Source organism: Sphingobium xenophagum (assembly GCF_002288285.1).
GTDB classification, from domain to species: Bacteria; Pseudomonadota; Alphaproteobacteria; order Sphingomonadales; family Sphingomonadaceae; genus Sphingobium; species Sphingobium xenophagum.
Genome location: NZ_CP022746.1, coordinates 96,599 through 117,733, shown reverse-complemented (window position 1 = coordinate 117,733; position 21,135 = coordinate 96,599). Strand labels below are relative to the sequence as shown.

At 61.7% G+C, this 21,135-nt stretch carries 17 protein-coding genes and 2 pseudogenes; 14 read left to right on the top strand and 5 right to left on the bottom strand.

Going from position 1 to position 21,135, the window contains the following annotated elements; all coding sequences use genetic code 11:
• The first annotated feature begins 2 nt into the window (after positions 1 to 2).
• The 5 genes from CJD35_RS15390 (at position 3) to CJD35_RS15370 (ending at position 5,042) form a co-directional block, all read left to right on the top strand.
• Positions 3 to 1,133: a phosphotransferase family protein gene (locus CJD35_RS15390; protein ID WP_017180958.1), complete on the top strand. Its 1,131-nt coding sequence runs from the start codon at positions 3 to 5 to the stop codon at positions 1,131 to 1,133.
• A gap of 124 nt (positions 1,134 to 1,257) precedes the next feature.
• On the top strand, positions 1,258 to 2,445 hold the full coding sequence (locus CJD35_RS15385; RefSeq protein WP_017180959.1) for a sulfotransferase family protein: 1,188 nt from the start codon (positions 1,258 to 1,260) through the stop codon (positions 2,443 to 2,445).
• 25 nt (positions 2,446 to 2,470) lie between these two features.
• A complete protein-coding gene (locus tag CJD35_RS15380) occupies positions 2,471 to 3,247 on the top strand; it encodes an SDR family NAD(P)-dependent oxidoreductase (protein WP_009823710.1) in 777 nt (258 codons plus the stop codon).
• On the top strand, positions 3,244 to 4,512 hold the full coding sequence (locus CJD35_RS15375; RefSeq protein ID WP_017180960.1) for a hypothetical protein: 1,269 nt from the start codon (positions 3,244 to 3,246) through the stop codon (positions 4,510 to 4,512). The genes CJD35_RS15380 and CJD35_RS15375 overlap by 4 nt, the downstream gene beginning before the upstream one ends.
• Positions 4,509 to 5,042 carry a VOC family protein gene (locus CJD35_RS15370; protein WP_017180961.1) on the top strand — a complete coding sequence of 178 codons (534 nt, stop codon included), beginning with the start codon at positions 4,509 to 4,511 and terminating at the stop codon, positions 5,040 to 5,042. Before CJD35_RS15375 ends, CJD35_RS15370 begins: the two co-directional genes overlap by 4 nt.
• Positions 5,043 to 5,069: 27 nt before the next feature.
• Here the strand turns inward: CJD35_RS15370 and CJD35_RS15365 are convergent, their stop codons facing one another.
• Together CJD35_RS15365 and CJD35_RS15360 are read right to left on the bottom strand one after the other, a co-directional pair.
• On the bottom strand, positions 5,070 to 5,699 hold the full coding sequence (locus CJD35_RS15365) for a TetR/AcrR family transcriptional regulator (protein ID WP_017180962.1): 630 nt from the start codon (positions 5,697 to 5,699) through the stop codon (positions 5,070 to 5,072).
• A gap of 69 nt (positions 5,700 to 5,768) precedes the next feature.
• Complete coding sequence (locus CJD35_RS15360) at positions 5,769 to 6,041, bottom strand: PRC-barrel domain-containing protein (RefSeq protein WP_017180963.1); 273 nt, start codon at positions 6,039 to 6,041, stop codon at positions 5,769 to 5,771.
• 143 nt (positions 6,042 to 6,184) lie between these two features.
• Between CJD35_RS15360 and CJD35_RS15355 the strand changes: the two genes are divergently transcribed.
• The 3 genes from CJD35_RS15355 to CJD35_RS15345 all read left to right on the top strand — a co-directional run bounded on the left by CJD35_RS15355 (position 6,185) and on the right by CJD35_RS15345 (position 8,879).
• Entirely contained in the window at positions 6,185 to 7,513 is a 1,329-nt protein-coding gene (locus tag CJD35_RS15355; RefSeq protein WP_017180964.1) for a spinster family MFS transporter, read from the top strand.
• A 122-nt stretch (positions 7,514 to 7,635) separates the two neighbouring features.
• Positions 7,636 to 8,490, top strand: coding sequence for an NAD(P)-dependent oxidoreductase (locus CJD35_RS15350; protein WP_241763557.1), 855 nt, complete (start codon positions 7,636 to 7,638; stop codon positions 8,488 to 8,490).
• A complete protein-coding gene (locus CJD35_RS15345; protein WP_026002038.1) occupies positions 8,487 to 8,879 on the top strand; it encodes a carboxymuconolactone decarboxylase family protein in 393 nt (130 codons plus the stop codon). Before CJD35_RS15350 ends, CJD35_RS15345 begins: the two co-directional genes overlap by 4 nt.
• 53 nt (positions 8,880 to 8,932) lie before the next feature.
• On the opposite strand, the gene CJD35_RS15340 is transcribed toward CJD35_RS15345, so the two are convergent.
• Positions 8,933 to 10,222 carry a spinster family MFS transporter gene (locus CJD35_RS15340; protein WP_017180965.1) on the bottom strand — a complete coding sequence of 430 codons (1,290 nt, stop codon included), beginning with the start codon at positions 10,220 to 10,222 and terminating at the stop codon, positions 8,933 to 8,935.
• Positions 10,223 to 10,446: 224 nt separating this feature from the next.
• Here CJD35_RS15340 and CJD35_RS15335 point away from each other — a divergent pair, with 224 nt between their 5' ends.
• From CJD35_RS15335 to CJD35_RS15325, 3 genes are all read left to right on the top strand, one after another.
• Positions 10,447 to 11,325, top strand: coding sequence for an AraC family transcriptional regulator (locus CJD35_RS15335; RefSeq protein WP_017180966.1), 879 nt, complete (start codon positions 10,447 to 10,449; stop codon positions 11,323 to 11,325).
• A 146-nt stretch (positions 11,326 to 11,471) separates the two neighbouring features.
• Positions 11,472 to 13,868 (top strand): TonB-dependent receptor, encoded by a 2,397-nt coding sequence (locus CJD35_RS15330; RefSeq protein ID WP_017180967.1) that lies wholly within the window; start codon positions 11,472 to 11,474, stop codon positions 13,866 to 13,868.
• A 75-nt stretch (positions 13,869 to 13,943) separates the two neighbouring features.
• The gene (locus CJD35_RS15325; protein ID WP_081490866.1) at positions 13,944 to 14,747 is read left to right on the top strand and encodes an SDR family NAD(P)-dependent oxidoreductase; all 804 of its coding nucleotides are present in this window, start codon (positions 13,944 to 13,946) and stop codon (positions 14,745 to 14,747) included.
• 36 nt (positions 14,748 to 14,783) lie between these two features.
• Here the strand turns inward: CJD35_RS15325 and CJD35_RS15320 are convergent, their stop codons facing one another.
• Positions 14,784 to 15,149, bottom strand: a complete 366-nt coding sequence (locus CJD35_RS15320) for a nuclear transport factor 2 family protein (protein WP_017180969.1) — start codon at positions 15,147 to 15,149, stop codon at positions 14,784 to 14,786.
• 119 nt (positions 15,150 to 15,268) lie between these two features.
• On the opposite strand from CJD35_RS15320, the gene CJD35_RS15315 reads away from it, so the two are divergent.
• The 3 genes and pseudogenes from CJD35_RS15315 to CJD35_RS15305 all read left to right on the top strand — a co-directional run.
• On the top strand, positions 15,269 to 16,489 hold the full coding sequence (locus CJD35_RS15315; RefSeq protein WP_241763558.1) for a cytochrome P450: 1,221 nt from the start codon (positions 15,269 to 15,271) through the stop codon (positions 16,487 to 16,489).
• Positions 16,490 to 16,739: 250 nt separating this feature from the next.
• Positions 16,740 to 17,582: an NAD(P)-dependent oxidoreductase gene (locus CJD35_RS15310; RefSeq protein ID WP_017180971.1), complete on the top strand. Its 843-nt coding sequence runs from the start codon at positions 16,740 to 16,742 to the stop codon at positions 17,580 to 17,582.
• Positions 17,583 to 18,776: 1,194 nt separating this feature from the next.
• Positions 18,777 to 19,490, top strand: a pseudogene (locus CJD35_RS15305) (transposase); the annotation flags it as partial.
• Between the two features lie 213 nt (positions 19,491 to 19,703).
• Here the strand turns inward: CJD35_RS15305 and CJD35_RS15300 are convergent.
• Positions 19,704 to 20,997: pseudogene (locus CJD35_RS15300) on the bottom strand (IS110 family RNA-guided transposase).
• Positions 20,998 to 21,135: the final 138 nt, after the last annotated feature.

Genomic DNA, 21,135 nt, shown 5'->3' with positions numbered 1-21,135 from the left:
TCATGGAATTGCTGACCCCGAAACGCATCACCGGGCCGCTGCAGGGCTGGCTGGCGGGCGAGAAGCCCGAATGGCGCGACATTCGCGTGCGTCCGCTCAACGTGACGCTGGGTGCGGGATTTTCGGCCGACATCTTTTTCGTCGACGTCGATTATGTCGATCCGGCTGGCCCGCAGAGCCAGACGCTCGTGGTTCGCCGTCAGCCGATGGACCTGGAAGTAGTGTTCGGCAGCAGCCTCGCTCTGCAGGGCAAGATGATGGCGGCGCTCGATGCGCGCGGCGACCTGCCCGTCCCGCCGTGGATCGGCATGCATCTCGACCCCGATATTCTGGGGCTGCCCTTCCTGGTGATGGGCAAGGTGGAAGGGGAATGCGCCAAGCAGAAGCCGAACTATAATGTCGAAGGCTGGCTGGTAGAGATGACGCCGGCGCAGCGTCGGCAAAGCTTCACCAACGCAATCAACGCCTTTGCCAGCCTGGCGACGATCGACTGGCGCGATGGCTTTGAATTTCTCGCCCAGCCGGAAAATGGGCCGCCCGGGCTTGATCAATATGTCGGCGCCCTCGAAGCGTGGCACAAGGCGGCCGGACGGGGGCGCGCCATGCCCATCGTGGATGCAGCCATGGCCTATGTGCGCGCCAACATGCCAAACGATGCGGGGGTGAATGTGCTGTGGGGCGATCCCACGCCGTCGAACGTGATGTTTTCCGCCGACGGCCAAGTCAACGCGCTGATCGACTGGGAGCTTGCGGCGCTGGGACCGGCCGAGCTTGACCTCGCCTGGTGGCTCTATTTCGACGATCTGTTCGGCCGCCGCTTCGGCATTACCCGGCTGGAGGGACTGCCGACCAAGGACGAGACGATCGCCATCTGGGAAGCGGCGAGCGGCCGCAAGGCGCGGCATCTGGATTATTATGACATTGTTGCGGCGCTTCGCATGGCGCTGGTCGCGGTGGGCGCGTTCGACCGGCAGGTCGGCATCGGCAACATCCCCGCCACCAACAAGTCGCTCAACGATAATTTCATGACCCTTTATCTGGCGGAAAAGCTGGGATTGCCTCTCCCGGAACTCGGACCGGATTTCGTGGCCTTCATGAAGAATCTGACGCCGGTGGAAGACAAGGCGGCCTGAAAACGGCTCGCTGCTTATAAACGCGATTTGCCCGCTTGACCGACCCCTCGTCCAATAAATATACAGTGTGGAATAATCATATGGAGAGGTGAGTCATGCGGCAGCAACCGGTCGAAGGGCATTCATGAGCAGCGCTGTCGCAGAGCGCGCGCCGCTTTCCGCAGAGGCGCTGATCGCGGAAGCGCGCGCCGCGACCGGCCTGTCGGACTTCGGACCTGACCAGTCCTTCATGACCGGCTTTCGCCGGCTGGTCGATGCCGTCGAGGCGATGGACCCGCCGGCCCAGTTACGCGAGACCGCGCATCGCAAAATCGTCGGCCTGCTCGCGACCCGGCTGCGCTTCGCCGAAGACGAACGGCTGCATCCTGACATCGTGGCGCAGGATGTGGGCGACCCGCTGATCGTCTGCGGCCTGCCGCGCACCGGGACGACGATCACCTACGACCTGCTTTGCCTCGATCCGGCGGCCCGGGCGCCGCGCGAATGGGAATGGTATATCCCCTGGCCGACGCCGGAAATATCCAGTTTCGACAGCGATCCGCGCATCGCGCAGGTGCAGGCCATCTATGAAAACTGGCTGAAGCACGCGCCGCAACTGGCCGACATCCAGCGGATGGACTGCACCCAGCCGGGCGAGTGCAACCATGGCATGATGCTGCATTTCGCCAGCACCAATTTCCCGGCCGAACTGGGCGTGCCCGCCTTTGCCCGATGGCTGCAGGACGTCGTGCCAGAAGGGCAATATCGCACCCATAAGCGGATGCTCCAGCACTTCCAGTGGAAAGGGCCAAGGGGCCGTTGGACGCTGAAATCGCCGCAGCATCTCATGGACCTGCCGGGCTTGGTGGAAACCTATCCGGGCGCGATGCTGGTGTGGACGCATCGCGATCCGGTGCTGACCCTTTCTTCGCTGTCGAGCATGATCGCCGGCTTCCTGGCGGCGGTGGGCGGCGCCAATGATCTTCAGGCGATCGGCCGCTCGGTCGTCGATACCTGGTGCGCGGGGTTGGCGCGAGCGACGCAGGCCCGTGCCAACGATACGGCGATCGAGGGCCGCATCCTGGACCTCGCCCATCGCGATATCGTCGCTGACCCGATGACGACGATTGAGCGCATCTATGACCGGTTCGGCCTGCCCTTCACCGACCCCCATCGTGACCGCATCGTGGAGTTCCTGACGAACAATCCCGCCGCCAGCCGCCTCGGCAAGCACAGGCACAGCCCCGACCAGTTCGGCATCGATCCGGGCGAGGTGCATGAACGGCTCGCCGACTATTATGCGCGCTACGGCCATCTGTTCGACCGCGCCTGACCCCCGATCTTCTGGAGTATCCAGCATGAGTGTTCTCGACCGTTTCCGCCTCGACGGGCGCACCGCCATTCTGACCGGGGTCGGGCCGGGCGTCGGCGAACATGTCGCCAAGGCCTATGCCGAATTGGGCGCCAACGTGGTTCTCTCGGCCCGCTCGCAGGACCGGCTCGACCGGATCGCGGCAGAGATCAACGCTCGCGACGGCGGCCGGGCGATCGCCATCGCCGCCGACGCGGGCGAGAAGGGCGATCTTGAACGGCTGGTGGCGGGGGCGCGCGCCGCCTTCGGTCCCATCCACATCGTGTTCAACAATGCGGCGGCGGGCGTCGTCTATGCCGCAGATGGCGGGCTCTGGGCGAACACGGATGAAGTCTGGAAGACGGCGATGGACGTCAACGTCATGGCGACCTGGCGTCTGACCGAACTGACGGAGGCCGATATGAAGGCGCATGGCAAGGGCAGCATCATTTCGGTCCAGAGCTGCGGCGGCTTCACGCCGATCCCGCCCGCCGTCGCCTATGGCGTGTCGAAGGCGGCGCTTCTTTTCCTGGTGCGCGAGTTGGCCAAGACGCAGGCGCCGCACACCAGGATCAACTGCCTGTGCGTCGGATCGATGAGCCCGGACGGGCAGGAGGCCGCGATCCACAAAGGGCTGGGCCTTGCCGAGCGCAACGCGATCAAGCGTTTCGGCGCGGCGGACGAGGCGGTCGGCGCAGCGATCTTGCTGGCGGGGGATGGTTCCAGCTACACGACCGGCAGCACCATCTTCACCGAAGGCGGCCGGGTGGGGACCATTTCATGACCGCGAACCCCCTCTGGACCGACGATCAGGCAGCGGCGGAAAAGCTGGCGCTGCGCCTCATCGAACGGCCTGACATCCGTGCCGCGCGCGAAGAAGCGCGTCTCATGCTGCTCGCGGACCCGCTCGCAGGCGCGCTCGACGGACGGTTGGGGCTGGATCGGGCGCTTGATCAGTGGGTGCTGGGACTGGCCATGCGCGAAGCCAATGGCGATCCCGCCGATCCCCGGGTCGTGTGGAATATCAGCAACGCCCCGCGGCGCTGGTTCGGCCATATCTATCCGGGCGCGGCGGTGGCGATCGACAATCCCGACAATTTCAACCGCGAAATTCCAATCGACGGCGACGGGCGCTATGCCGTCGACATCCGCTTTTCCGCCGATCCGCCGCAGTTCAGCATCGTGGCCGAGGTCGAGCCCGCGCATCATGCGGGACTGGGACGCAATCTGGGCGCGCTGACGCTCCAGCAACTGAAGCCCTTTTGCGACGCCGAAAGTAGGGTGACGGTGACGGTCAGCCAGCAGGAGGGCGGCGCAACCCATTTACGGACCGAGCCGGGCGCACGGATTCAGGTCTATACCCGCGACAGTCAGCGCGACTGGCGGCAGGTGCCGGCGCAGGTCAGCGTCCGTCGCCTGGATCCGCCCTCCGGCCACCGCCCGCGCGACGAGGAGGAGATCGCCCGGACCATCGTCGCCGACCTGCCAGCCTGGGTCGCCTTCTGGTCGGGGTTCAAGAATGATTTTCTCGGTCATCCCGAACCCAACCGGCTGATCGGACCCAATGGCCGCGACGGGGGCTGGGGCTATCTGGCTGGCGGGCGTTTCGCCCTGGGGGAAGGGCAGGGGTTGCTGGTGACGATCGATCCGGCGGGCAGCTATTATACCGGTATCCAGATCGCCGATCCGTGGACCATCTCGCCCGATCCGATGCTGCGCCTTGTCAGCCTCAACAGCGCTCAGGTTACGCCGGGGGCCGATGGCACGATCAGCTATGTGTTGGCCGGCGTTGATCCGGGCATCGCCAACTGGGTCGATACGGCAGGCCTTGAACAAGGGTGGATGCTGCTGCGCTGGCAGGGCGTACCCGACGGCGCCGATCCCGCCTGCTTCATCCGCGACGTGCGCGTCATCGATCTTGCGGCCATTGATCGCGACTTGGACGCAAGGGTGCTCCGGGTCGACATCGCCGCGCGGGGGCGGCAATTGCGGGACCGCGCGCGCCAGCATGGCCTGCGGACTCACGCCGAGACCTGGGGAGACGCATGATGCAGCCCAAGGGCTCTATACTGGAACTGTGCCAGGTGGTGCGCGACATGGAGCGTGCCTTGGATCACTGGACGCGGGTCATGGGCGCGGGGCCGTTTTTCGTGTTCGACGTGCCCGTGCTGCCGGGCCAGATCTATCGCGGCGCGCCAACGCAGGTGGCGATGAAGGTGGCGTTCGGCTTTTCCGGCGGATTGCTGATCGAACTGCTCCAGCAGACCAATGACGGACCTTCGGTCTTCACCGAAATGCTCGACCGTCATGGCGAGGGGTATCACCATGTCATGCTGCGCATTCCCTATGACGACGGCGTTGAGCGATTGACGGGCGAAGGCTATGCCATGGCCTTCAGCGGCCAGATGCCGTCGGGCGAGCGTTTCGCGTTGTTCGATACCCGCGGAGGCAATGGCGGCTATGTCGAACTGATGGAAATTTCTACCGCAATGGAGGCATCGCTCGACCGGATGCACGCCGCTCATTGCGCGTGGGACGGGATCGATCGCCCCGTCCGGTCCATCGCCGACCTCGGCTGAATCTGGGGCTGAATCTGAGGCTGGAGCTCAGGCTGCTCCCGCGACGGCACGGATTGCGGTGAGCAGCATGTCGGTCGCGCGGGTGAGGGCGGCTTCCACGACATTGCGCTGCATCGCCAGCCGGTTGTCATTGTCGTCCAGGCTTTCCGACACGACGACGTTCCCCAGCACGATGACGGAGAAGATCACCAGCATCTCGTCGCTTTGCTGTTGCGTCAGCCCGGCCTCGGCCAGCGCCTCGAATATGGCGCGGCGGATCGTCAGCGCATTGGGCTGCTCCAGCCGGTTCGCGCTGCGCGACAGGATGAAGGCGGCGGAGCCCGGAAAATCCCGATAGGCCATGTGCACCGCACGGGCGATGCTGCGCAGGCGGCTTTCCCAGTCGGGCGCCGACAGGTCAGGCATCCGGCCGCGCAATATCTCGTCCGTCAGCAGGGCGAGCATCGCCTCCTTGTCGCGGACATGATGGTAGAGCAGGCGCGGGGACACACCCAGCCGCTGCGCGACAGGTCGGATGTTGAGCGCCTCGATCCCGTCGGATCGCGCCATATCCAGCAGCGTTGCGATCAGCCGCGCGCGGTCGAGCGCGGGGCCTTCGGACCGTGGCGGCCGACCCCGCCGTGAAGTCCGTGCGGGCTGTTGCTGGTCTGCGCTCATGCCTCCGCTTTAAGCGGAGGCGCGTCTTGGGTCCATGCCCCGCGGCCCGTCAAAACGCGGGGAAAGGAGTCACAGCTTCTTCAGCTCGGCATTCGACAGGCTGGTCGTCACGCCCTTCTCGCCTGCGGTCAGTGTGGTGGCGGGGATCGAGATGAACTTGCCACGATAGATGACGCGAATGGCGGATACGGCGCCGTCGGCAGCCGTCAGCACGCGATCGACCTTGCCGATCTTGGTGCCGTCTGCGGAGTAGATCGTCTCGTTGCGATCCACCGCAGGCGCCTGGGCAAAAGCAGGTGCGGTCAGGCCCAGAGCGGCGAGCGCAATGATGATCGTCTTCATATGCTGAGATTCCTTTGTCGAAAGATGACGATCTGTTGGCGCAGTCCCAGGATGGTTTCAAGAGAAAACCAATACACATAGAAAAGAATCTGTTCTATCTGTCCCACCCACAATGAATGCCGCCGGACGGCAGGAGAGAAGGAATGAAGGACGCGGGCAGGTTTCGGCCACAGGACAGATGGTTCCTGCTGCTGCTGGGTGCGATCTACATGTTCAATTTCATCGATCGCACGATCATCGCCGTGGTCGGCGAATCGATTCGCCACGACCTGCGCCTGAGCGATCTTCAGCTTGGCATGCTGGGTGGACTGGCCTTCTCCATCTTCTATGCCGTGCTCGGCATCCCGCTGGCGCGGCTGGCCGAACGCTACAGCCGGGTTCGGATCATCGCCGTGGTGACCATGCTCTGGTCGCTGATGACCGCGTTGTCCGGCGCGGCGGGGAGTTACGTTCAGCTGCTGCTTTGCCGCATGGGTGTCGGCATCGGCGAAGCGGGCTTCACGCCAGCGCTCGTGTCGATGATTTCCGACCGGTTCGATGCCGGGCGGCGCGCGGTCGTCTTTTCGCTGATCGCGATAGGCGTACCGCTGGGCGGCGCCATCGCCGCAATTGCAGGCGGCGCTGTGGCGCAGGCGTTCGGCTGGCGGCTTGCGCTCGTGGCTGTTGGCGCGCCCGGCCTGTTGCTGGCGCTGCTGCTGGTTACGACCATTCCCGAACCTGAACGGAAGGATGCCGGGCAGAGTGCGGATACGCCCCCCTTCGCCATGGTGCTTCGGCGGCTCGCCCGTTCGCCTGCCTTCCTGCACCTGACCTTTGGCAGCGGCTTCGTCGGGCTGGTGGGGTTCGGCACCAACCTGTTCCTCATTCCCTTGCTGGTTCGCCGGTTCGATCTCCCGCTGGCGCATGCGGGCCTTGTGTTCGCGCTGTCGTTCAGTTTGGCGACGATGGTCGGACAGGTCAGCGGCGGCTATCTGATCGCGCGGCTGATCCGGCGGGACATACGCTGGGGCGGCTGGGCGCCCGCGACCGCGGTGGGGCTGGCTCTGCCCTTCTATCTGTTGGCGATCCATCAATCGGACTGGCGGTGGCTGGTCGCCTTTCTCTTTGTCGCCACCACCCTGCTTTATGCCTTCACGCCTGCGATCATGACCATCACCCAATCGCTGGTCGAACCGCGCATGCGGGCGTCGGCCGCGGCGCTTCATGCTTTCGGCCAGACCGTCGCCGGGCTGGGGCTGGGATCGGTGGTGTTGGGCTATCTCAGCGATCGCCTCGCTGTCTTTCTCTATAAGGGCAATTATGCCGCCGACTGCCTGGTCTCGGCCAAGGCATCGCTGCCAGCCGCCTGTCTCTCGGCATCGGCAAGCGGCCTGCAACTGAGCATGCAATTGTCGGCATCCGTGCTCCTGATCGCGGTTCTCCATTATTGCCTTGCTGCGAAAAATCTGCCGCTGGAAACAAATGCGTCGTGAAATACGGTAAATCTGTCGAGGTTCGGCCACGCGGTAGCTGACGGGATGACGGCGCATCCCCGGCTATGCCACCCTTGCGGCCTGGATATGACAGGACCGCGAACCAAGCGGCGGAAAGGATCATGAGGATGGAAAGAGCAGGCGTTATCGGCTTGGGGCAGATCGGCGCGGGCGTCGCCATATGTCTCGCGCGGACACAGCAATTGGCTGCGGTCTATGACATTCGCGCCGATGCTGCCGACGCGCTGGAGGGCGTGCCGCCCGTCGTCGCCAGCCCGGCGGAGCTGGCCGCGCAGTCCGACGTCGTCATCATCGCCGTCGTCAACGCGAAGCAGACGATCGATGTGCTGTCAGGCTCCGAAGGCGTGCTGGCGCGAGCGCGGCCGGGCATGACCGTGGTGCTGGTCGCGACCGTCTCCATGGAGGATCTGGACGCCATTCGCGCCCTGACCGACGCGGCGGGCGTGGAGCTGGTCGATTGCGGCGTGACGGGTGGCCCCAAATCCCGCGAACATGGCCTCGTCTGCCTCGTCGGCGGTACGGATGAAACCATTGCGAAGGTGCGTCCGGTGCTGGACGGCTTTGCCAAGCTGGTGGCGCACATGGGCGGCCCCGGCGCGGGCATGGCCGCGAAGATCGCCCGCAACGTCATCGTCTTCGGCTGCCTTCGCGCCGGTTATGAAGCGTCCGTCCTGTGTCGCAATGCCGGTGTGGATATCCGCCAGCTCGCAGAAGTGATCGACGCCAGTTCGGACAGCGTCGGCGGACCGTTGATGTTGGCGGTGCGCGACGATCCGTCGTCCAGCGAGCAGGAAGCGGCAGTGCGCGAATATACCCGCGGCCTGATGGTCAAGGATCTGGATGCGGCCATCGATCTGGGGCGCAGCTACGGCATCGCGCTGCCCTTGGTCGAATTGACGCGCCGAACCGATCGGACGGTCGTCGGGCTGGAGAATGCGATGGGAGAAAAATCATGAGTATCGGTGAAGAACAGTGGCAGAAGGGACTGGAAGTCTTCGATAAGGTCTACGGGCCGGGATCGTCGGAAATGACGCTCCCCTATCGGGAATCGTCCTTCAACCAGGAAATCGTCGGTAACCAGTTCGCCAATCTGTGGGCGAGCGACATCTTCTCGATGCGGGAGAAGCGCTTGCTGGTGCTGGGCGCGACGGCCATGCTGGGCCGCGCCGATCTGGTCGAGATCCAGATGAACGGCGCCCTCATCAACGAAGAATTCACCGATGAGGAGCTGGATTTCCTGCCGCTGTTCCTGCTGTTCTATGCCGGGGCGGGCAATACGACCACCGTATTCCGGGGAATCGAGGCCGCCAAGGCACGGCGCAAGGAACGCAACGCCGCGAAGTGAGGGGACGTGCAGGATGAAGGGCGGCCTGGTGGAAACACCGGGCCGCCCTTTTCTTATGCTTCGCCGCTCGCCTTGGCGCGGCGGATCGCGCGCGCCGCCAGCAGCAGCAATATGCCCCCGGCGAATGTGAACAGCATGGCGGTGCCAATTCCCCAGGCGACACCGGCCGTTCCCCCGACAAAGTCGCTGACCGCGCCGATCAGATAGGTGCCCGCGCCCACGCCGATCAGGTTCGCGCCCAACTGCACCAGCGATACCGCAAGACCCCGCAGGCGCGGCCCGGCGATCGTCACGATGACGGCGTAGATCGGGCCATTATAGGACGCGCTGAGGAAGCCGCAGGCCATCAGCAGCGCCAGCATCAAATCGACGTCGTGGAACAGGACCGTCCCGACGCCGGTCACCGCCGTGAGCAACGGGATCACCGCGCCGAACAGGGATGTCCTAGCCGGATCGAAGCCACCTCGCCGGCGATTGACGAGGTCGATCACCCAGCCCGCGAGGAATCCGCCCAGCGAGCCGAGGCCGCCATAGGCGATGGCGATCAGGATGCCCGCCTTCGCAATGGGCATGCCGTGGACCCGGATCAGGAAGGTGGTGAGCCATGTGCTCATGCCGTAAATGCCCGCCGCGATCAGGACGATGGCGAAGATGCAATATAGTAGTCCGGGCCGCGCCGCGAGCAGACGGATACGTTGCCCCAGCCTTAACGTTTCTTCCTGCTGCGGCGCCGGCCCGTCATGCGCGCCACGCACGGGTTCCCTGACCGTGAACAGCAGCAGCGGCGCCAGCACCAGTCCCGGCACGCCGGCGGCCACGAACGCCCAGCGCCATCCGGCGCTCTGCACGATCGCGCCGCCCACTATGAACGCGATGGCGAGGCCGATTCCCGAACTCAGATACCAGATGCCGATGGCTGTCGCGCGCCGGTCTTCGCCGAAATAATCGCTCAGCAGCGACATGCCCGTAGGTGATCCGCCCGCTTCGGCGGTCCCTACGGCGGCGCGGCCTATGAGCAATGTCCAAAAACCCGTTGCGAGGCTGCACAGGGCCGTCGCACCGCTCCACAGCGTCAACGCGGCCGCCATCAGGTTGCGTCGGTTCCAGCTATCTACGGCCACGCCGAAGGGCAGGGCGGCGAGCGCGAAGAATATGCCATAGGCAAAGCCCGCCAATATCCCCAACTGTCCGTCGGAAAGGCCAAATTCATGCCCGACCGGCGCCAGCACCAGCCCGATGATGGCGCGATCAATGCCATGGCAGGTCTGCGCCAGCGTCAATATGCCTAGCACATACCAGGGATAATGGCCGATGGCCGCCGGTTGGTCCGATAGCGCTCTCATGGCGTCCGCAGTTGCAAGAACGGTGCGATGGACATTGAGCGCCTCCTGTTTTTGTATCGAACTGGGTGCATGGCGAAACCTGTCGCCGATGCCGCGCCTCGATCGGGCACAGGGAGGGATGTGCCCGCACATGGAGCCTTGACCACCTATCCGAAGATAGAAGTAAAAGCGCATGGCGCGCCTATGCAGGTTTATCAACAGAATATAACCTGGCAGAGGTAGAGATGTTTCGTCCGGAAAGCGATTGGACCGGTCAGGCTAGGGCTGGCGTCCAGAATTTCTACATCGAAGCAGCGGCGCGCGTTCGCGACGCGCATGTGGATGTGCGTCATTTCGATTGGGTCCAGCCCAGCAGCGGCATCTTTAGTCCAGAGAAGCATTATCTGGACTATTCGCTCGATGGGCAGCCGCGGCGCAGCATGGTCAGCATGGGCCGCCCCGACCGGCGCGCAGCGTCGGGGGACATCCTCTACATGCCGCCGCATCGCCAATATTTCGGAGAGCCAGCGCTTCAGGAGCGCCATCTCGTCTGCGTCGCGCTGGGAGAAGAATTTCTGGACGAACTGTTCGACGGCGAGCAGCCGCTGAACAAGGTTGAGCCTTGCGCCGACGTCCAGAATATTTCCATGCGTCGGCTCTTTGCTGGGCTGGCTGCGGAATTGCGGACGCCCGGCTTTGCCAGCCAGACGCTTGTCGAATCAATGCTGATGGGCCTGGCGGTCGAACTGGCTCGGCACATGGGCAGGCCCGAACGGGGCGGGCTGCATTCGCGCAGCACGCGACAGGTCCAGAACGTCATCGACTATGTGATGGAAAATCTCTCCGCGCCTCTTGGCGTCGCCGACATTGCGCGCGACTGCAACATGAGCGTGCGTCATGTCGCCCGCATTTTCAAGGAAGGGACGGGCGTCAGCCTGGGTGAATTTGTCGCCCGCAGCCGGATTGCTTTGGCGAAGGAGCTGCTGCGAAGCGATGGCGCCCGCATCAAGGAAATCAGCTGGCGATGCGGCTTCAACAGCACGTCCGCCTTTTCTGCCGCTTTCCGATCCGCGACGGGTCAAACGCCCAAGGCTTTTCGGTCGGCATCAGCGCAGGTCCACTGATCGGGCGAGCAGGAAAATATCGATGAGCGGCCAAATTCTATCGCCGCACAGTCAACCGTGGACCGGCCACTATGGAGCAGATCGGCTCCAAGTTAGACGGCTCCACATTGGAATTCGAGGCAACATACAATGATGGGGAGGAAGATATGAGCAGGAAGGCCGTCACTCTGGGCGCGATCGGCATGGGCGCGCTCGTCGCCGCCATGGCGCAGCCCGTTTATGCGCAGCAGCCGCAATCGGGCGCTAGCGAAGGCATTCAGGATATCGTCGTCACGGCGCGCCGCACTGAAGAAAGCCTCCAGACGACCCCGATCGCCGTCACGGCGCTAACCCCCGAAGCCTTGACGACGGCCAAGGTGGAAAATGTCGTCGACCTTCAGCGCACCGCGCCGGGCTTGGTCATCGGCCGCGGTTCCGCCGGCGGCGACGGCATCGTCTTCGTTGCCATCCGCGGTCAGGGCAATCTCCAGCCTATTCTCGCCAACGATCCGGCGGTCGCCACTTATATTGACGGGATCTACATCCCTCGGCCCTCGACGGGCATGACCGACATTCAGGACGTGCAACGGCTGGAAGTTCTGCGCGGGCCGCAGGGCACGCTCTTTGGCCGCAATACGACCGGCGGCGCGATCAACATCGTTACCAATGATCCCAACGACCAGCTCAGCGGCGCCTTCAAGGCGGAGTTTGGCAATTACAGCACGCTGGGTGCGCAGGCCAATATCAATGTGCCGCTGGCAGAGGGGCTCGCAATTCGCCTGAGCGGCGCAATCAGTGACCGGGACGGCTATGGCGACAACTTCGCCACCCACCGCGACTTTTCCGATAACAACAGCAAGTTCTTGCGCGGCAAGCTGAAATATGAAGGCAATGGCTGGGATTTGACCCTTTCGGGCGACTGGAACCGTCAGTACAACCATGGTCAGCAGATCGCACTTTGGGCCTTCAATCCGGCGATCGTCCCCGCCGCCTTCCAGCCGGGCCTGACGGCGGGCCTGCTGACCAAGGACCATTGGTGGGGCAACACCGCGACCGGGACATCGGTCCCGGCCACTATCGGCACGCTCACCCCTGAAGCGCGGGCTCTCTATGGCGTGCAGCCATTCAATACGCTGGAAGTATATGGCTTTTCCGGCACGCTCAACATCGAACTGGGCGGCCTGAACTTCAAGTCGATCACCGGCTATCGCCATTCGATGAACTATGGCCAGAATGATACGGACGGTACGGCCGTGCCGTTGCTGGCGACCTTTGCGGGGTCTGGATCCTATTATGTTTCTCAGGAATTCCAGCTTTCCGGCAATATCACCGACAGCCTTAGCTTCATCACGGGCGCCTATGCCGGCAAGGAAAGCGGCTATGAATTCAGTCGCTCGCAGATTTTCGGCGGACTCATCCGCGATTCCAATGCCGACGTCACCAACAAGACCTTCGGTCTGTTCGCGCAGGCCTATTATGAACTGACGCCGAAGCTGCGTGCGGTCGGCGGCTTCCGTTATACCTGGGACACCCGCGACAGCGTGCTGCACAATGCACAGGTATATGGTCTGCCGTATAACGTCGCCGTGGCGGGCACGCCGACCGGCATCAACTGCACCGTGACGCCAACGAGCCCCGTGACGGCCACCAGCTGCAATCAGGAGCAGAATGCCAAGTTCGACTATCCAGCCTGGAACCTGGGTATTGACTGGCAGGCGAGCAACAATCTCTTCCTTTATGCCGCGACCCGCGGCGCGGCCAAGGCTGGCGGCTGGAACCTGCGCGCCGGTGGTCTGCCCGCCTTTTCTCCTGAAAAGGTCAAGGACGTCGAGGCCGGCCTGAAGGTCGATCTCTTCGACCGCCGCCTGCGGTTCAACACGGCGGTCTTCCATACCTGGAAGGATGACAATCAGGCGATCGTCAACAGCTTCGTGACCGGCATCGGCGTTACCCAATATATCCAGAATAATGGCAAGGTCCGCATCTGGGGCATGGAAAATGAAATCACGGCCGTGCCGTGGGAAGGTATGACGCTCAGCCTCAATGGCTCGCTGCAAGACGGCAAATATGTGAAGGGCAGCTTCAGCGAAATCCAGGTGGTGGCCGGCAGCGGATGCACCAACAGCGCCGGGGTCGCCAACGGCTGCGTCGTCGACCTGAGCGGCCTGCCGCTGCTGCAATTGCCCAAGAAGCAGCTGAACGTCAGCGCCACGCAGAAAATTCCGCTGGGTGGCGGCACGCTCGCCGTCACTGGCGCCTATTCCTATGTCGGGGGTCAGCATTTCGATGCGGTCCGGGCGGCAGATCAAGCGTCGGCGGCGACCAAGTCCGCTTACGACACGGAAAACCGCCTCGGTTTCGTACCTGGCTATGGCATCTTCAACGGGCGTATCGCGTTCCAGCTTGAAAATCCCAATGTCGAAGTGGCGGTCTATGGCCGCAACATCACGAACAAGAAATATCTGCTGCGCCGCTTCCCCGATCTCTATCGGACATTGGGCATTGCAGCCGCCTATGTTGGCCAGCCGGTCACCTATGGCGTTGAAACAACGTTTAAATTCTAATCGGATAAGCGGCTGGCGGGACAAGCTGCGATCGATGCAGCCTTCTCTCGCCAGCCCACCACCGGGGATGCGCGCATGATGACGAGGTTGGTAGACAGGGTGGCGATCGTCACAGGCGGCGGCGGCGGTATCGGCGCCGCGGTCGCGCGACGCCTGGTCGCGGAGGGCGCGCGCGTTGTGATCGCCGACCTGTTCGAGGCCGCCGCCGTTCGCGCGGCGGAACCGCTGGGCGACAAGGCGCTGCCGGTCCAGTTCGATGCCGCCGACCCGCAGTCGGTGAAGGCGATGGTGGATCGCGCCGTCGAACATTTCGGCAGGCTGGACATATTGCACAACAATGCGGCGATGACCGATCCGGACAAGAGCCCGCAGGACACCACCGCCGTCGATATTCCGATCGGCATCTGGCGCGAAATTCTCGACGTCAATCTCACCGGCTATCTGCTCGGATGCAAATATGCCATCCCGCATATGGTCGCGGGCGGGGGCGGTTCGATCATCAACACCGCATCCAATTCGGGCAGTGCGGGCGATCTGGCGCGCATCGCTTATGGTTCCTCGAAGGCCGCGATCATCGGGCTCACCAAATATGTAGCGACCCAGCATGGGCGGCAGAATATCCGCTGCAACAGCATCGCGCCGGGTGTGGTGCTGACCGAAGCCCTGGAAAAGACCGTGCCAGGGCTGAAGGAAATCATCCAGCGGCACATATTGACGCCGGAATTCGGAACGCCGGATGATATCGCGGCGTTGGTCGCCTTCCTCGCTTCGGACGAAGCGCGCTACATCACGGGTGAGAACATCTCGATTTCGGGCGGCGGTCTCGTCCACCAACCCCATTATGCCGACCTGCTGGCCTTCATGCAGGCGAAGGACTGAGCCGTGTCCAGCGCCTGCACGTCGGAGCATGGGAGGTTAGTGAGCGGTCCGATGAAAATAGCGGATCGTCAGCCGGCCATCGGCGACCTTGTAGGTTTCGAGGCTTGGCAGCGTAACGACGCCATCCTTGGTTTGCAGGTGGTTGGCGACATAGGCGGCGCCTTCAGCGCCGTTGACGATCACCTCCAGCGGTTCGGTCGTGCATTTTCCTCCATATTCCGCCCACATCTCCGTCATCGCGGCGTTGCCGTCCACGGCGGGCGAACCGACATATTCGATCGTGAACCCCTCTGGCCCCAACGCCCGGAAAAGACGATCGAGTTCTTCGCGCTTCCCTTCGTTCCACAGCCGGTAATTGTCCCGGATCGCCTGTTCCAGATCCAGCACGTCTGCCTCACTCATGTGCATCGCCTCCTGTCATTGCGGCTCGTCCGCATGCTCACCAGTCTCAGACGGACGGCCACGATCGCACCTGTCTTTGGCAGGGGTGGAATTTATCTCTTTTTGCTTCGGAGACTATGATGACCCAAGTCGCACAACAGCCCCTGCCGGATCACGTGCCGCCCGAACTGGCGATGGCGCTGCCGCTCTTTTCGCGGACGGTGATCTATGACAATCCACAGGAAGTGCTGATCCCCGCGATGCATGCGGAGCTGCCGCCGATCACCTATGTCACCAACATCTTCCCGGGCGATCAACCTGGCTGGCTGCTCAAAAATGCCGAGGATGTACAGGCAATGCTGCGCGATGCCGACAATTTCACCAAGAACGGCATGGGCAAATGGGCGCAGAATATCGGCGAAAACTGGCTGGTCATTCCGACCGAGGCCGATCCGCCAGTCCACACCGGCTATCGCAAGGCGCTGAACAGTCATTTCTCACCGCAGAAGATGTTCGCGATGAAGGAGCAGGTGCGCGAGCGAGCGCAGGCCTTGATCGACGCCTTCAAGGATCGCGGGCAATGCGATTTCATCGATGAATTTTCGGAAAAATTCCCGATCTACATCGTCCTCGATCTGCTGGGCCTGCCGCAGGAAAGAATGACGCAATTCCTTAAATGGGAAAAGGAAATGCTCCATTCCAACGACTGGCAAGTGCGCGGTAACGCTGTACGCTGCGTAAAGGACTATCTGCTGGAAGAGATTGAGGCACGCCGCCAGCAGCCGCGCGACGACTATATCAGCAAGGTGCTGACCTTCGAGGTCGATGGCCGTTTGTGGAATGATGACGAGGTGTTCGGCCATTGCTTCAATCTGTACATTGGCGGCCTCGACACGGTTACGTCCCTGCTCGGCAACATCTTCAACTATCTGGCGTCGCATCCGGACAAACAGAACGCGCTGCGCGTTGATCCATCGCTGATCGTCCTGGCAGTCGAAGAATTCCTGCGCGCTTTCGCGCCGGTTACGGCCTTCCGTATCGCAACCAAGGTCATCGAGATTCATGGGCAGAAAATAATGCCCGGCGATTATGTGGCGTTTAGTTCCCCCGTGGTGGGACGCGATCCGGCTTTCTATGAAGATCCCCAGGCGATCCGCTTCGATCGCAAGGCGCCGCACATGTCGCTGGGCAGTGGCATCCACAAATGCCTGGGGATGCACCTGGCACGGCTGGAACTGCAGATCGCGGTCGAGGAATTCGTCAAGGCCATACCGGAATTCCGGATCAAGGACGGTTTCCGGGTGCCATATTATGTGGGCAATATCCTGCATGTGCCAGACCTCCATTTGCAATGGAGCTGAACAGGATCGGCGGCTGAATTGCCGCGACATCGGGGCTGACGCCTGAAACTCGGATCTGGAGCGGGTGTCTGATGACGCCGGCCATCTGCTCTGGCGCCACATTCGCTTCGGATGAAAAGCTACGGGTCGAGCCGTTAGCCATGGCACTCCTGCAATAGTTTGGCAGTCAGGCAGACCCAGTTGGGGATTTACGAAGGACGTTCACAGTGATTAGCTCGCTTGCGAACTTGGAAAAGGCCAGGGATATTTCATGACGGATAATATCAGGAAAATTGGCTTCATCGGCCTTGGCAGCATGGGTGGCGATCAGGCGCGGGAATTGGCCAAATTGCCGCTCGAACTTACTGTGTACGACCTGTTTCCCGAGGCATTGGCGAAGTTCGAGGGCCGCGCCACGCTCGCCGCATCCATCGCGGATGTCGGCGTCGATGCCGACGCTGTCGGCATTTGCGTGCGGGACGATACGCAGGTACTGGAATGCGTCGATGCGCTGTTGCCCGTAATGAAGCGGGGCGCGACCCTGCTCATCCACAGCACGATCAAGCCTAAGACCGCGCAGCAGATTGCCAAGCGCGCCGCTTCTGTGGGCGTCGACGTCCTCGACGCGCCGGTTACACGCACCGAAATGACCAAGGATGGTCCGTTCGTCTTCTGCATGACCGGCGGCGATGAATCCGTCGCCGAGCGCGTCCGGATTATCCTCGACGCCTTTTCGACGAACAGGATGCACATCGGCCCGCTCGGATCGGCCATGGCGCTCAAGATTTGCAACAATCTCGTATCCTGGTGCGGCATCATGCTGGGTGTCGAGGTCGCCAATGTGGCGGAGGCGTCCGGCGTGCCGATGGATAAGCTGCTGAACGTGATGAAGCGCAACGGCAATCTCACCCCGCCGATGGCGGGTTTCATCGATTTCCGCAACAATCCGGGAGACGCCGCCCGACGCGCCTTCTTTGCCAGCCAAGCGGGCATCGGCGAAAAGGACCTTGCACTGGCCGAGGAGCTGGCGGCTAATGCCGATGCCCCGTCGCCGATCACCAGCCATACCAAGACGCTGCTCAAGAAAACGCTGCTTGCGATCTGTGAAAGCTAGATTGTCACAATCCGCAGGAATCAGGTTTCGCGGACAAAGCTCGACGTGCTCGATTTTGTATCGATTCCCGCTACTTGCGACCTATCCTTTCTAATTCCTCGGCGAACTTATAATTGTGGTTATTTCGTCCAAGATTAAGGGGCGCTTTCTCGAAGGGAAGAGCGTCAATTCGATCAACGGCAGTTCATCATTGCCGTAGCTCGACGATCTTTTTTGCAGGATGGCTATCCCCAGACAACCATGTGAGGAATAGCTGCAACGGTTGGTGGCTCGAAGAGCCCCTGGGGGCGTTATTTTCCTTCGAAAGGTGAGATGTTTACGGCCGTCCTTGAGCACGTAAACTCGGAGTGCCACAGACGGCTTTGCTCGATACTTGATTCCTTTGAATATTTCGCCACGGCGGTCGAACGCTTCGGTCTTAATTTTCTGAAAACGGTGACCTGCTCCCCTGATTGTTACCATTCAGAGGTAGGGTCCCGCTCCTTTGATCCGACACCATTCTCTGGTCCACCCCGGGTTAGAGTTTCGCGGCCGGTCTCACGCAGAATGTAACTGACACAATCGCACTCATTGGGCCACCGACCATAAAAATTAACATAATACGTATTCACAATCTGTTGAACCGCCGAGGTGCTCCCCGTGGGTATCTGGCTGGCACAATTTTGAATTTTTAGCACGTCGGATGGGGCCGCAAAAGCGGAGGCTTTACCCGCTCCGGAGAACGGATTTTGATGATTATCATCGACAAGGCGCGAAGATGTTCGTGCCGCAGGGATCCTATTCAAAATTCAAAATCAATCCTCGTGGGTCTGTGCGGCCATCAAATTGACAATGGAACTACAAAGGTTTATATTGTCTCAAGAAGTTCAATATTGTTGTTGATTAAATTGTTGAATTTCTAAAATCGAACAGAAATTTGTCGCTATATAAATCAATTCCGTGCGTGTTTATTTGTAATCCTACTCCCGCAACCAAACACACACACACAACATACGCCGCCCAGGGAAATCCGCGGGCGGCGTTCCTCGTTCAGCAACACAGGCCGCGTGACGTACTCCCCTGAAATGTGATCGATTTTGAGTATAGTCCGACGTGAAAGAGTGATCTGCCTCCCGCTGAGTGGCCCAGAGACTATGATAGTCTGGACCACGAAAGGGACGACAGACGCCAAGCAAGAAGCACAAGTCGGAAGAGATCATCGGCAAGCTGCGTGAAGTTGAGATCGTGCTGGCGCAGGGGGCCTCGACTGCCGAGGCATGCCGGCGGATCGCAGTCAGCGAGCAAACATATTATCGTTGGCGCAAGGAGTATGGCGGCCTCAAGACCGATCAGGCTCAGCGAATGAAAGATCTGGAGAAGGAGAACCAGCGGCTGCGCCGGGCGATCTCGGACCTGACACTGGATAAACTGATCCTTCAGGAAGCCGCACGGGGAGCCGAAGGCCAGCTCAGCTAAACTTCTAAGCCCCTCGCGACGACGACGCTGCATCGATCATGTGCGACGAGAGCTTCCGGTGCCGGTGTCCGAACGACGGATCTGCCGGGTGCTGGGCCAGCATCGATCGACACAGGGCAAATGGAAAGTGAACCATAAACGAGTTGAGCGGATCTGGCGGCGTGAGGGGCTAAAGGTTCCGCTGCGCCAGCCAAAACGTGGACGCATGTGGCTTAACGACGGGTCCTGCATCCGCCTGCAGCCCCAATATCCGGGGCATTATGGGCTTACGACTTCTTCGCAGGGCGCACGCATGAGGGTGGCAAGTTCCGTATCTTGACCATCATCGACGAGGCCAGCAGGGAATGCCTCGCGCCCATCGTTGCACGGCAGCTCCGCCATGAAGACGTGCTGGCGGCCCTGGCCGACTTGTTCATCTCCCGCGACCCGCGCGCACATATACGGTCGGACAACGTCCTGGGTCACGAAGGAAAGCGAGATTTGGTCAACAGATCTCTATGCGCCGACATTGAGCGGCGAGGCATGCATTCTGAGCCAGATGGCTTCCACCGTCAACGGGATCGCTCCCTGCCATAGCAAACACAGGATCCAGCGGCGCCGAAGCGGCCGTGGTCCTCACCGTCCTTAGAACGAGATACGCACCCAGGTGGAAGGCCCGAACATTATCTACAGGGTCGCTTTCGCGCCCTCACGGCACTTGCAGAGAGGGGTCCTTCCACCTGGCATCCGACCGTTCAAGGAACGGTCGGTACTCTGTCCCCGTCTTGATGACGGCATGGGCAACGCGCGCCATCTTGGCGGTGAGCGCCGTCATCGCCTTGCGGCGACGATCGGCATCATCCGCGTGCCCGGCAGTGTATCGTCCGAGCTTGTCGCGGAAACTGTTGTTGCGCTGACGTGCGGCGACCTGGGCAGCCATCCAAAAGGTCCGCCGCAATCGCGCATTACCGTACTTGGACAGCATCGTGCGGCCTCGGAATGTACCGGACTGCCGGGTCGCAAGATCAAGACCGCAGAACTTCAGGAACTGACGGTGATGGCTGAAGCGGCGTAGATCGCCTGCCTCGGCGAGAATGGTCAACGCATTGATGGGCCCAATGCCGGGGATCATGCGCAGAAGCTGATAATCGCGGTTTTCGGCCAGCATGGCATGCGCCGTTCGCTCGATCTCGTCGCGCTGCCGGATCAGGTTGCGTGCTTGGGCGATCACCATGCGGAACATAGCGATCGAGACGGAATCCTCGTTGACAGGTAGCGCCACGGAGGCGCAGGCGGTCTCGTAGATATCGTTGATCAGCCGGGCTTTGGACACTTTGCGGCCGACCAAGTCCCATGCTTCGCGGGAGAAAGTCTCCTGGCCGAGCACAGTCATGCTGGCTGGAGTCGGGAATCGTTCGAGCAGAGCAAGGAACCAGTCGGATCGGCTGTTGCCAGCGAAGCGTTCAATCTCCGGGAAATAGAGCGGCAGGTAGTGGGTCAGGATGCGATGCCATGTCTGCGTCTTAGCCTTGGAGATCGCCTCGTGCGTTTTCGACATCTCCTGCAGGTCGTTGATCCCGGCGGCGAGCGGATCGACGTATCGCTGGGTGGCGCCGATCCGCAGCATGTGCAGGATCACTTGCGCATCCTTGGAATCGTTCTTGTCCCAGCCATTGTGCAGAGCCTCGCGCGTTCGAGCCAAGGCAACGGACGAGATCAAGCGCAACTCGAAGCCGGCGGACAGCAGGCGATGCGCCAGCGTGCGATGGTAGTTACCAGTAGCCTCGAAGCCGACGATGATCGGACGCCCGATGTCGCTAAGATCCGTGGCTAGGCGATCATAATCTGCCTTTGTCGCCATCACCGTCATGCGACGTCGGCGTCCGCCTTCTGGACGTTCGATCAGGACCTCCTGGCGGTGTTTGGACATATCGATGGCTACCAGCACGGCGTCGGTGGGATTAGAGCTACGCTTGGTCATGGTCGGTCTGTCTCCAAAGGGTTGAGTCGACAACTTCACTTTAGAGACCTGCGGGCCGATCATGACTGCCTTGATGAAGCCTGCGGGCGCTACGCGCCCTTGCCTTCATCAAGGCAATGCGCCCCTTCGAGGGGCCGC